The sequence below is a fragment of the Streptomyces sp. NPDC046939 genome (assembly GCF_040644575.1).
Lineage (GTDB): Bacteria > Actinomycetota > Actinomycetes > Streptomycetales > Streptomycetaceae > Streptomyces.
Genome location: NZ_JBEYWV010000038.1, coordinates 83,741 through 94,648, shown reverse-complemented (window position 1 = coordinate 94,648; position 10,908 = coordinate 83,741). Strand labels below are relative to the sequence as shown.

Annotated in this window: 12 protein-coding genes; 8 read left to right on the top strand and 4 right to left on the bottom strand. The window is 73.6% G+C overall.

Going from position 1 to position 10,908, the window contains the following annotated elements; translation table 11 throughout:
- Nucleotides 1-179: 179 nt before the first annotated feature.
- The 4 genes from ABZ877_RS33020 (at nucleotide 180) to mgtA (ending at nucleotide 4,834) form a co-directional block, all read left to right on the top strand.
- Entirely contained in the window at nucleotides 180-905 is a 726-nt protein-coding gene (locus ABZ877_RS33020) for a chitinase (RefSeq protein ID WP_361078926.1), read from the top strand.
- Between the two features lie 93 nt (nucleotides 906-998).
- A complete protein-coding gene (locus ABZ877_RS33015) occupies nucleotides 999-1,820 on the top strand; it encodes a GNAT family N-acetyltransferase (protein ID WP_361078923.1) in 822 nt (273 codons plus the stop codon).
- Between the two features lie 40 nt (nucleotides 1,821-1,860).
- Complete coding sequence (locus ABZ877_RS33010; RefSeq protein WP_361078920.1) at nucleotides 1,861-2,247, top strand: metalloregulator ArsR/SmtB family transcription factor; 387 nt, start codon at nucleotides 1,861-1,863, stop codon at nucleotides 2,245-2,247.
- Between the two features lie 7 nt (nucleotides 2,248-2,254).
- Nucleotides 2,255-4,834, top strand: a complete 2,580-nt coding sequence (gene mgtA / locus ABZ877_RS33005; RefSeq protein WP_361078918.1) for a magnesium-translocating P-type ATPase — start codon at nucleotides 2,255-2,257, stop codon at nucleotides 4,832-4,834.
- Here mgtA and tatA read toward each other — a convergent pair.
- Nucleotides 4,794-4,955: a Sec-independent protein translocase subunit TatA gene (gene tatA, locus ABZ877_RS33000; RefSeq protein WP_361078916.1), complete on the bottom strand. Its 162-nt coding sequence runs from the start codon at nucleotides 4,953-4,955 to the stop codon at nucleotides 4,794-4,796. The genes mgtA and tatA overlap by 41 nt on opposite strands.
- Before the next feature lie 132 nt (nucleotides 4,956-5,087).
- Here tatA and ABZ877_RS32995 point away from each other — a divergent pair, with 132 nt between their 5' ends.
- Complete coding sequence (locus ABZ877_RS32995; protein WP_361078914.1) at nucleotides 5,088-6,638, top strand: LCP family protein; 1,551 nt, start codon at nucleotides 5,088-5,090, stop codon at nucleotides 6,636-6,638.
- A 133-nt stretch (nucleotides 6,639-6,771) separates the two neighbouring features.
- Here the strand turns inward: ABZ877_RS32995 and ABZ877_RS32990 are convergent, their stop codons facing one another.
- The gene (locus ABZ877_RS32990; protein WP_361078911.1) at nucleotides 6,772-7,203 is read right to left on the bottom strand and encodes a carboxymuconolactone decarboxylase family protein; all 432 of its coding nucleotides are present in this window, start codon (nucleotides 7,201-7,203) and stop codon (nucleotides 6,772-6,774) included.
- Between the two features lie 89 nt (nucleotides 7,204-7,292).
- Between ABZ877_RS32990 and ABZ877_RS32985 the strand changes: the two genes are divergently transcribed.
- Complete coding sequence (locus ABZ877_RS32985) at nucleotides 7,293-7,667, top strand: VOC family protein (protein WP_361078909.1); 375 nt, start codon at nucleotides 7,293-7,295, stop codon at nucleotides 7,665-7,667.
- A 7-nt stretch (nucleotides 7,668-7,674) separates the two neighbouring features.
- Here ABZ877_RS32985 and ABZ877_RS32980 read toward each other — a convergent pair whose 3' ends face one another.
- Nucleotides 7,675-8,019 (bottom strand): ArsR family transcriptional regulator, encoded by a 345-nt coding sequence (locus tag ABZ877_RS32980; RefSeq protein WP_361078908.1) that lies wholly within the window; start codon nucleotides 8,017-8,019, stop codon nucleotides 7,675-7,677.
- Nucleotides 8,020-8,147: 128 nt separating this feature from the next.
- Between ABZ877_RS32980 and ABZ877_RS32975 the strand changes: the two genes are divergently transcribed.
- Together ABZ877_RS32975 and ABZ877_RS32970 are read left to right on the top strand one after the other, a co-directional pair.
- Nucleotides 8,148-8,897, top strand: coding sequence for an ANTAR domain-containing protein (locus tag ABZ877_RS32975; protein ID WP_361078906.1), 750 nt, complete (start codon nucleotides 8,148-8,150; stop codon nucleotides 8,895-8,897).
- A 100-nt stretch (nucleotides 8,898-8,997) separates the two neighbouring features.
- Nucleotides 8,998-9,474, top strand: a complete 477-nt coding sequence (locus ABZ877_RS32970) for an MSMEG_6728 family protein (protein WP_361078903.1) — start codon at nucleotides 8,998-9,000, stop codon at nucleotides 9,472-9,474.
- Between the two features lie 25 nt (nucleotides 9,475-9,499).
- Here ABZ877_RS32970 and ABZ877_RS32965 read toward each other — a convergent pair whose 3' ends face one another.
- Nucleotides 9,500-10,690: a SpoIIE family protein phosphatase gene (locus ABZ877_RS32965; RefSeq protein WP_361078900.1), complete on the bottom strand. Its 1,191-nt coding sequence runs from the start codon at nucleotides 10,688-10,690 to the stop codon at nucleotides 9,500-9,502.
- Between the last annotated feature and the right edge of the window lie 218 nt (nucleotides 10,691-10,908).

Genomic DNA, 10,908 nt, shown 5'->3' with positions numbered 1-10,908 from the left:
CGCCTTCCCCCCCCCCCCCCCGCCCCCCGCGGGCCCCCCCCCGGCGGGCGGCCGGCGGTATTAACCAACACCACCCCCCCCCGGGGGCCCCCCCCCCCCCCCCCCCCCCGCCGCCCCCCCCCCCCCCGGCCCGCGGCGCCCCGCAACCCCCCACACCCCCCACTTGTTAGGAGCACCCCATGCGCCGCCGCATCCTCGCCCTGCTGACCGCCACGGCGTCCGCCGCCACGCTCGGCCTGCTCACCCTGGCCGCGCCCGCCTCCGCCCAGAAGGCCGACGCCGAGGCGGACTTCGTGGTCAGCCAGGCCCAGTTCGACCAGATGTTCCCGGGCCGCAACAGCTTCTACACGTACGAGGGCCTGAACGCCGTCCTCGGCGCCTACCCGGAGTTCACCGGCACCGGCAGCGACACCGTGAAGAAGCAGGAGGCCGCCGCCTTCCTCGCCAACGTCGGCCACGAGACCGGCGGCCTCGTGTACGTCGTCGAGCAGAACACCGCGAACTACCCCCACTACTGCGACACGTCGCAGCCCTACGGCTGTCCCGCGGGCAACGACAAGTACTACGGACGCGGCCCCATCCAGCTCAGCTGGAACTTCAACTACAAGTCGGCCGGTGACGCCCTCGGCATTGACCTGCTCAACAACCCCGACCTCGTCCAGAACGACGCGGCGGTCGCCTGGAAGACCGGCCTGTGGTACTGGAACACCCAGACCGGCCCCGGCACGATGACCCCGCACAACGCCATGGTCAACGGTGCGGGCTTCGGTGAGACCATCCGCAGCATCAACGGCTCCATAGAGTGCAACGGCGGCAACCCGGCGCAGGTCCAGAGCCGCGTCGACACCTACAAGAGGTTCGCGCAGATCCTCGGCGTCGACCCGGGCGCGAACCTGAGCTGCTGACCGGAGGCCGGGCGGGCGCGGAAAACGAAGTGGTCGATTCGTCCGGATGTGATGTCATCGACCACCATGAGCGCGCAGCTAGACACACCTGACATGACCGACCTGGCGGCCAGGGCGGAGCGCAACCTCGCCGAGCACGCCGCCCATCTGCACCGCGGCCTCCGGGGCGCGGCCGTCGCAGCGGCCGACGACCTGGTGGTCGCGGACAGCGGTCTCGACGACGACACCTTCAACATCGTCGCCGCGGCCCGCTTCACCCCCGACACCGCCTCCGCCCGGATCGCGGCGACGACCGCCGCCCTGGCCGCCACCGGCCGCCCCTTCAGCTGGTGGGTGGGGCCCGCCTCGACGCCGCCCGACCTGTCGGCCCGGCTCGCGTCCGCGGGGCTGCCGCCCGCCGAGATCTCCACGGCCATGTGGGCCCGGCTGACCGACGCCCTGCCGCAGCCCTACGTGGCCGGCCTGGACATCCTCCCCGTGACCGCACCGGAGCGACTGCGCGACTACGCCGCCGTCCTCGCCGCCAACTGGGAGCCGCCCGCCGCGACCGTCCGGCGCTTCTTCGACCTCGTCGGGGAGCGAGCCCTGGCCGCCGACTGCCCGGCCCGCCTCCTCGTCGGGTACGCGGACGGCCGCCCCGTCGGCACGGCCGAGGTCTTCCTGCACGCCGACGTCGCCGGGATCTACAACATCAGCACCCTGGCCGCCCACCGCCGCCGCGGCTACGGCGGCGCCATGACGCTCGCCGCCCTGCACACCGCCCGCCGCGCCGGCCATCCGCTCGCCGTCCTCCAGGCCTCCGCCGAGGGCGAACCCGTCTACCGGCGCCTCGGCTTCCGCGCCTTCGGCCACGTCACCGAGCACGCCCTGCTGCCCGGAACGACGTCTTCCGCCGGTGTCGGACCCAGGCTCTAAACTGGGGCGTCGGTCAGCGCGGAAGGGACGGAGAACCACAGTGGCGGCAGGTGCAGGAGGGTCGGCCCAGGCCGGTTACAGCGATCCCTCCGCCGAGGTCCTCGACCGTGCGGCCGAGGCGTTCGGGCTGCTCGCCGCCCCCGCCCGGCTGCACATGATGTGGGCGCTCGCCGAGGGCGAGTGCGATGTGACCGGGCTCGCCGAGCGGGTCGGCGGCGCGCTGCCCGCCGTCAGCCAGCACCTGTCCAAGCTCAAGCTCGCCGGTCTTGTCCGGGCCCGCCGCGAGGGCCGCCGCCAGGTGTACTACGTGGACGACCCGGACGTCGTGACCGTGGTCCGGCTCATGGTCGGCCAGCTCACCGAACGCGCGGAGCAGGCGGAACAGGCCGACGCGACCGTACGCAAGCTGCGCGGCACCGGGACCTGAGCGACCCGTGTCCCTCCACGACCCCGCTGTCTCCCGCACGACCGGGGCGCCCGCGCTGGGCCCCGCCCCGGGCGATCTGTCCGCCCTCCAGGTGCTGCGCGCCCTGGACGGCTCCCCGCGCGGCCTCACCGAGGCGGAGGCGGGGGAGCGGCTCGCGCGCCACGGCTCGAACGCGCTGCCCCGCCACCGGCCGCCGTCCAGGGCCGCCCGGCTGTGGCGCGGCCTGCGCGACCCGTTCACCGCCGTCCTGTTCACGCTGGGACTCGTCTCGGCGCTGGTCGCCGCGTGGGGCACCGCCTGTGTGATCCTCGCCCTGGTCGCCGTGAGCTGTGTGCTGCGCGCACAGGGCGAGCACCGCGCCGACCGCTCCATGGACCGGCTGCGCGGACTCGTCGCCACCACCGCGAGCGTGCAGCGCCGCACCGCGCCCGACGCGGCGCCCCGGGTCCGTGAGATCCCCGTCGACGACCTCGTCCCCGGCGACGTGATCCGCCTCGCCCCCGGCGACCTGGTCCCCGCCGACGTACGGCTGCTCAAGGCGCGCGGCCTGACCGTGCACCAGGCGGCCCTGACCGGCGAGTCGGCGCCCGTGCCCAAGGCGCCGGCGGACCTGCCGGGCGCGGGCGACAGCGGGCACCTGCTCTTCCAGGGCAGCAGCGTCGCCTCCGGCGCCGCCACCGGCATCGTGGTCGCGACCGGCCCCGACACCCGCTTCGCCGCGGTCCGCAGCGCGCGGCGCCGCCGCACGGTACCGAGCGCCTTCGACCGCTCGGTGCACGGCATCTCCTGGGTGCTCATCCGCTTCATGCTGCTCACCCCGCCGCTGGTCCTCATGGCCGACGCGGCGCTGCGCGGCCGGGGCCTGGAGACCCTACCGTTCGCGGTCGCGGTCGCCGTCGGGCTCACCCCGGAGATGCTCCCGGTCATCGTCACCACGTGCCTGGCGCGGGGCGCGGCCCTGCTCGCCCGCGCCCACGGCGTGATCGTCCGGCGGCTGCCCGCCCTGCACGACCTCGGCGCCGTCGACGTCCTGTGCGTCGACAAGACCGGCACCCTCACCCAGGACCGCCCCGTCGTCGACCCGGCCCGCACCGACGCCGAGGCCCTGCACTGGGCGGGCGCCTCGGCCTGGTGGACGCTGCAGACGGCGGGGCCCGCCGACCCCGACCCGCTCGACGAGGCGCTCCTCGCGGCCACAGGACCCGCGGACTGGGAGGCGTACGACGGCGTCGACGCGCTCCCCTTCGACCCGGTGCGCCGCCTCGCCACCGCCGTCGTCCGGGAGCCCGGCGCCCTCGGCACACACACCCTCGCCGTGAAGGGCGCGGTCCCCGACGTCCTGAAGCGGTGCGTCCTCGGCGCGGACGAGCGGACCGAGCTGCTGCGCCGGGCGGCCGACCGCGCGGGCGACGGCGTCCGCCTCCTGGCCGTCGCCACGGCCCGCCGCACCGCGCGCACGCGCGCGTACACGCCCGCCGACGAGCGCGGCCTCACCTTCCGCGGCTTCGTCGCCTTCCACGACGCCCCGGCCGACACCGCGCGGGACGCCGTACGCGCCCTCGCCGCGCGGGGCGTCGAGGTCAAGGTGGTCACCGGCGACGACCCGGCGACCGCCGCCCGCGTCTGCCGCGACCTGGGCATCGATCCCGGCGAGCCGGTCCCGGGCGAGCTGATCGCGGACCTCGGCGACGGACGGCTCGGCGCGCTCGCGGCCCGTACGACCGTCTTCGCCCGCTGCACCCCCGAGGACAAGGCCCGCGTCGTCGCGGCCCTCCGCGCGGGCGGCCGCACCACCGGCTACCTCGGCGACGGCGTCAACGACCTGCCCGCCCTGCACGCCGCCGACGTCGGCATCTGCCCCGTGGGAGGCGTCGACGTGGCCCGCGAGAGCGCCGACGTCGTCCTCGCGGGCAAGGACCTCACGGCCATCGAGCACGCCGTCGTCGCCGGGCGGCACAGCAGCGCCAACATCGCCTCGTACCTGCGCATCACGCTCTCCAGCAACCTCGGCAACGTGATCGCGATGCTCGCCGCCGCGCTCCTGCTGCCGTTCCTGCCGATGCTCCCCGCACAGGTCCTCGTGCAGAACCTCTGCTTCGACGGCGCGCAACTCGCCCTCGCCCACGACCGCCCCGACCCGGCCGCGCTGCGCCGTCCGACCGTCCTGCGGCCGCGCGCCTTCCTGCGCCGCATCACCGGCTTCGGCGCGCTCGGCGCCCTCGCGGACCTCGCCACCTTCGCGGTGCTCGCCCTGTGTCTGCCGGGCGCCCTCGGCCCGCGCGACGAGGCCGCCTTCCACGGCGGCTGGTTCACCGAGAACCTGCTCACCCAGGCGCTCGTCATGCTCCTGCTGCGCACCGGCCGCCACGCGGCCGAGGGCCGCGCCCCGGGCCCCGTGCGCTGGGCCGCCACCGGTCTCGCGGTCATCGGCGTCCTGCTGCCGCTGACCCCGGCGGGCCCCCTCCTCGGTATGACGGGCCTGCCCGTCCTGTATTACGTGCTGCTCGCCGTCGTCCTCGCGCTGTACGCGGTCGCGTTGCGCCTGCTCACCTCTCCTCGTCCTTCATCGCCCGCGTCTCGCTCTTGAGGATGCGCAGCGACTTGCCCAGGGAGCGTGCGGTGTCGGGAAGCTTCTTCGAGCCGAACAGCAGGATGATGACGAGCCCCAGGATGAGCAGGTGCCAGGGCTCCAGCGCGTTGCGGAACATGGTGGGCCTTCCTTTTCGTTGCCATGGAGAGGTGCGGGACGCAGGTACCGCGCCGTCCGCATTACTTGCTACATTGCGCAACCGTACAACCCTTTGGGCAGAGACAGGCACGCAGAGGATGAGGGCACGTCGATGACGCAGACTCCCGAGGCGCCGGCCGGGCGCACCCGCCACAGGGGCCGGACGCCGCAGGGCGACACGCCCCGCCGTGACGGGCGCCGCCGCCGGCGCAAACGCGGCAAGCTGCGCGTCGGCCTCGCCATAGGTTTGTCGTTCCTCGTCCTGCTCGGGGCGGGCGCGGGCTGGCTCTACCTGCGCCTCAACGGGAACATCGACACCTTCTCCTCGGACGGCCTGTCCAAGAACCGGCCCGACGCCGAAGCCTCCAAGGGTGAGAACGTCCTGGTCATCGGCACGGACGCGCGCACGGGCGGCAACAGCGAACTCGGCGGCGGCGACAAGGACGACATCGGCCGCTCCGACACCGCCTTCCTCCTGCACGTCTACGCCGACCACAGGCACGCGGTCGGCGTCTCCATCCCGCGCGACACCCTGGTCACCATCCCGCCGTGCAAGCTCCCCGACGGATCGTGGAGCGAGACGCGGACGAACACGATGTTCAACGCCGCCTACTCGACGGGCGAGACCGCCGAGGGCAACCCGGCCTGCACGCAGAACACCGTGGAGAAGCTGACCGGCCTCCGCGTCGACCACACGGTCGTCGTCGACTTCAAGGGCTTCGCGGAACTGACCAAGGTGGTCAACGGCGTGGAGGTCTGCGTCCCGAACGACGTCTACCAGCAGGACCTCAACCCCAAGCGCCCCACGCGCGGCGAGCGCATCTTCAAGAAGGGCGAGCAGAAGGTCTCCGGACAGCAGGCCCTGGACTACGTCCGTCTCCGCCACGGCATCGGCGACGGCTCCGACATCGGCCGCATCAAGCGCCAGCAGGCGTTCGTCTCCAGCCTCATCAAGAAGGTCAAGGACGACGGCTTCACCCCGACCAAGCTGCTCCCGCTCGCCGACGCCGCCACCAAGTCGATGACCGTCGACCCCGGGCTCGGCTCGGCGGACAAGCTCCTGAAGTTCGCCATGGGGCTGAAGAACGTCGACCTGCACAACACCAAGTTCGTCACCGTCCCGTGGCGCTACGAGGGCAGCCGCGTCGCCATCGTGGAGCCGGACGCCGGGGCGCTGTGGGCCGCGCTCAAGAGCGACCGCACCCTCGACGGCAAGGACGCGGGCGGCAAGAAGGACGGGAAGAAAGCTTCCGCCTCGCCCTCCGCGCAGGAGACCCCGGCGGTCTCCGGCACGGGCGTGGCCGTCGCCGTCTACAACGGCACCCTGACCAAGGGGCTGGCCTCCGCCGCCGCCAGGACGCTGACCGGCCACGACTTCGTCGTCACCAGCACCGGCAACGCCAAGTCGCAGGACCACGCCACCACCGCCGTCGAGTACGGCGCGGGGCGCGAGGCCGACGCCGCCAAGGTCGCCCGCCTCTTCCCCGGCGCGGAACTGCGCGCCGTCACCACCGCGGGCGTGGCCGTCGTCCTCGGGGCGGACTACACCGGCGCCGAACCGTCGGTGGCGGCCTCCCCGACCCCCACGGGCGTGCCGTCCGGTGTCGCCGACGACGCCCGCTCGGCCGACGAGAACCTCTGCTCCAAGCTGTCCTACGGCTGACCGGACGGCGGGGACGAACGCACCGCACAGCGGCGGACCGGCTCCACGGGTGCCGGTCCGCCGCTGTCGGGTGCTGTGCCACCTGCTCGCGCGCCCGGCGCCGCCCACGGGGCAGCCCCCGGCACGTGCGTCCTCAGGCGGACGGCTGGTCCGGCGTCACCGGCAGCAGGCCGCGCTCGGCGAACACCTTCTTCGCCACGGCCGTGGCGTTCAGGGCCTTCGGGAAGCCGCAGTAACCGGCCGCGTGCAACAGCGTCTCCACGATCACCTCGGGGGTGAGGCCCACGTTGAGTGAGGTGTGCACATGCACCTCCAACTGGGCCTCGCAGCCGCCGAGGGCGGTCAGGATGCCGAGCGTGACCAGTTGCCGGTCGCGCGGGGGCAGGGCGGGGCGCCGGTAGATCTCCCCGAACCCCCAGGCCACGACCTGGTGGGCGAGTTCGGGGCTGACGTCGGCGAGCGACTCGGCGAGCCGCGGGCCGACCTCGGCGTTGACGCCGTTCAGCACCTCCATGCCCCGCTCGAAGCGGGCTTCGCGGCTCTCGTCGGCGGGCGTGCTGCTCATGTGCTGTCCGTCCGTTTCCGTAGGGGGTTCGGGTGAGTGGCCGGTGGGGCGGGCGCGTAAGAAGGGTGCGCAGGGGCAACCGTAGGGGCATGACCGCGACACTCGGCGCCTTCGTCCTCGGTACGCCCGACCCGCCCGCGCTGGCCGACTTCTACCGCGCCCTGCTCGGCTGGGAAGAGGTCGACCGCTCACCGGAGTGGGTCCGGCTGCGCGCCCCCGAGAGCGAGCGGCCCAGCCTCAGCTTCCAACTGGAGAAGGACCACACGCCCCCGGTGTGGCCGCAGGCCCCCGGCACCCAGCAGATGCAGGCCCACCTCGACCTCCAGGTCGAGGACCTACGAGCGGAGACGGAGCGCGCCCGCGCACTCGGAGCGACGCTGGAGGAGCACCAGCCGCAGGACGACGTACGCGTCCTGCGCGACCCGCACGGCCACCCGTTCTGCCTCTTCCTGCCGGGCGCCTGAGCCGGTCTCAGCCCTGGTCGGCGCTCTGCCGCCGGTCGGCGCGGTGCGCCTCGTCCTGGGCCAGCATGGCGAGGAGCGAGGCGACGGTCAGGCCCGCCTCGGCCTCGACGGGATGGCGCAGGGTCTTGCCCGGCGTGATGCGGTAGACGTTGCCCCGCCCCTCCCGTGTGTGGGAGAGGAAACTGCTCGCCTCCAGATCCGCGATGATCTTCTGGACGGCCCGCTCGGTCAGCCTGCAATGCGCGGCGATGTCGCGGATCCGCGCGTTCTGATCGTCGGCGATCGTGGCCAGCACCCGTGCGTGATTGGTGATGAACGTCCATCCAGCGTGCGGTTCCGGCACTCCATCCATACCCGAATCGTAGGCCCAACGTTTCGTGTCCAAGAACCCCTGAACCTCGTTTCAGGTATCGCTTGACGTACGTTGCCGCAGGGCGGGAATCTGAGAGCGGACCGCCGGGCCGCAGTGAGGGAGAGGCCATGCCAGAGTCTGCACAGCCCGGGAGCGGTGCGGCAGCCACCTGCGCGGAACCGGCCACCCCGGCCGGAGCGCACCGGCTGACCGGACTCACGCTCTTCCACCACTGGGACGGCGAGCAGATGGTCGTCAGCGTGCGCGGCGATCTTCACCTGGACGAGGACCAGGGGCTCAACGGTGTCCTGCGCCCTCTGCTGCTCGCCTCGGACGGCAGTGTCGGCCTGGACGTGAGCCGCGTCGAACCCTGCGACTGCTCCGGTGTCCACGTGTTCCTGAGCGTCGACCCCCTGGCCGAGACCCCGGCCTGCGAGTCCGCCGACGGGCACCACGCGGATCTCGGCCGCGAGGTCGCCCAACTGCGGCGGGCGATGCAGAGCCGCGGCACCATCGACATGGCCCGGGGCGTCCTCGTGGCCGCCTTCGGGATCAGCCCCCAGGACGCCTGGGAGGCGCTGGTCGACGTCTCGCAGCGCACCAACATGAAGCTGCACCTGGTCGCGCAGCACCTGGTCGACTCCACGTCGGGCGACCGCCCCCTGCCGAAGACCGTGCAGAGCCAGCTCTCCGCCGTGATCGCCCGTCTGGAGGCCAGGTCCGCCCGCACGGACACCCCGGCCGGTCCGGTCGCTCCGGTGGACCCGGTCGACACCGAGACGTGGGACTGGGGCGGCGCCGGTGAGCCCACCCCGGCGACGGTCGCCGCGGGCCTGTCCGGCACCTCCGCCGACGACCAGGGCGGCGGGCCGAGGTAGGGGCGCCCTACGGACACCGCCCTCGGGGGCCGGGGTACATCGGCCGCCATCTGCGCCGGACCGTCGTGAGGGAACCCGCGCGGCGCGGTAGGCATGGTGCGTGCAGACCTTTCTCCCGTACCCCGAGTTCACCCGGTCCGCCGCCGTACTGGACCGCTCCCGCCTGGGCAAGCAGCGCGTCGAGGCGCTCCAGGTGCTGCGTGGCCTCACCGTGCCCGGCTACGGATGGCGCCACCACCCCGCCGTCCGCATGTGGTTCGGCTACGAGGAGGCCCTGGTCCGCTACGGCCTGGACGTCTGCGCGACCTGGGTCGCACAGGGGCGGGCCGACACCTGCGCCACCACCCTGGTCACCGACTTCACCCGGCACCGGCCCGGCGTCCCCGTGCGCGACCAGGACCAGCTCGCCGCCGACGGGGAGCTGCCGCCCTGGCTCGGGGAGCCCGCCTTCCACATCAGCCACCAGTCCGCGCTCCTGCGCAAGGCCCCGGAGATCTACGCCCCGGTCTTCCCCGACGTCCCCGACGACCTGCCCTACTTCTGGCCCGCCTCCGACCGCGACATCTCGGCCTCCTGACAGAAGGCGAGGGCGGACCCGGGGCTCAGCGGGCCGCCGGGCGCCACTCGAACATGAGGATGGTCGCGTCGTCGCGCAGCCGGTTGTCCGGGACGTCGACGATGGAGTGGATGAGACGGCGCAGCGTCTCCGCCGCCAGTTCGCCCGCGGCGGTCGCGCGGATGACGTAGTCGGCGAACCGGTCGAGACCGAGCTCGCCTCCGCCGCGCGTGCGTGCCGCCGTCACCCCGTCGGTGTACATCAGGACCCGGTCGCCGGGCTGCAGGTCCATCTCGTGCACCCGGCGCGGCGTGGACGAGAAGGCGGCCGGGGAGCCGAGCGGCGGATCGGTGTCGCGCTCCATCGCGTGCGGCACCACGCGCTCGTCGCGGATGAGCAGCGGCGCGGGGTGCCCGCAGTTGACCCAGCGCAGGCCGCCCGTGGCGAGGTCGAGCTGGGCGAGGACCGCGGTGCAGAACTGCTCGGGCAGCCACCGCGACAGGGCCGCGTCCACGGACTCCAGGAGATCGGGCAGGTCGGCGCCGGTGCGCCGGGCGTTGCGGCAGGCCGCGAGCGACACCACCGTGGTGAGGCCCGAGGCCAGGTCGTGCCCCATGGCGTCCATGATCCCGACGTGCAGGGCCGACTCCGTCAGCGCGTGGTCGAAGGCGTCGCCCCCCAGCTCGTACGCCGGTTCCATGACGGCGGTGGAGACGGCGTCGGTCGTGCCGATCGTGCGGGGCGGCAGGTAGGCGCGCAGCAGTTCGGCGGGGAGTTGCATGGGCTTCGTGCGGGCCCTGCGGACGTAGGTGTCCTTGAACGCCCGCTTCGAGGTGATCATCATGGCGCACAGATGGGCCAGGGTCCGCCCGCGCCGCAGGGTGAGCGGCTCGATGGCGGGGGAGCGCACCGCGAGGACGCCGATCCGTTCCGCCCCGTCCACCAGCGGCAGCCAGGCCGTCATCCCGCCGAGGTCGGACTCCTCCACGCGCAGGGACTCCGTGCGGTACGTCCAGCCGGCCAGCGAACCGTCGATGGGAAGGGTCGGCGCCACCTCGTTCAGCGGCGCCAACTGGCGCTGCTGCAGATCGGCGAGGTAGATCACGGCGCCCTGCAGACCCAGCGCCTTGGAGCAGCGGGCCACCGTCGTCGTCAGGTCGAGCGGCAGGTTGCGGGGGTCGGCCAGGAACTCGCCGAGCACGCTGTCCCCCGACCTCGGGGCCTCGGGTGACGTCACCTCATCACCTCCTGTTCGGCGTTCCGGCCGCGCGGACGACTCCCCGGGCAGTCTCGCACCGCCGCGTACGGCCCGCCTCCGGTGGCGTTCCGGCCGGGCGGAGTTCGCATGTGTCGGTGTACGCGAGGTGTGGGGGCAAGGTCTGCGGGACACCCGATGTCCGGAGATGCGCGCGCGGCCGACCGAGGCGAGCGGCGCCGCGCATCCCGGACCGGATG

Excerpts from the sequence above, each read along its gene's own strand:
- ABZ877_RS32995 (WP_361078914.1), top strand. The coding sequence starts at position 5,088 with ATGACGCAGACTCCCGAGGCGCCGGCCGGGCGCACCCGCCACAGGGGC.
- ABZ877_RS32975 (WP_361078906.1), top strand. The coding sequence starts at position 8,148 with ATGCCAGAGTCTGCACAGCCCGGGAGCGGTGCGGCAGCCACCTGCGCG.
- ABZ877_RS32980 (WP_361078908.1), bottom strand. The coding sequence starts at position 8,019 with ATGGATGGAGTGCCGGAACCGCACGCTGGATGGACGTTCATCACCAAT.
- tatA (WP_361078916.1), bottom strand. The coding sequence starts at position 4,955 with ATGTTCCGCAACGCGCTGGAGCCCTGGCACCTGCTCATCCTGGGGCTC.
- ABZ877_RS32985 (WP_361078909.1), top strand. The coding sequence starts at position 7,293 with ATGACCGCGACACTCGGCGCCTTCGTCCTCGGTACGCCCGACCCGCCC.
- ABZ877_RS33020 (WP_361078926.1), top strand. The coding sequence starts at position 180 with ATGCGCCGCCGCATCCTCGCCCTGCTGACCGCCACGGCGTCCGCCGCC.
- ABZ877_RS33015 (WP_361078923.1), top strand. The coding sequence starts at position 999 with ATGACCGACCTGGCGGCCAGGGCGGAGCGCAACCTCGCCGAGCACGCC.
- ABZ877_RS32990 (WP_361078911.1), bottom strand. The coding sequence starts at position 7,203 with ATGAGCAGCACGCCCGCCGACGAGAGCCGCGAAGCCCGCTTCGAGCGG.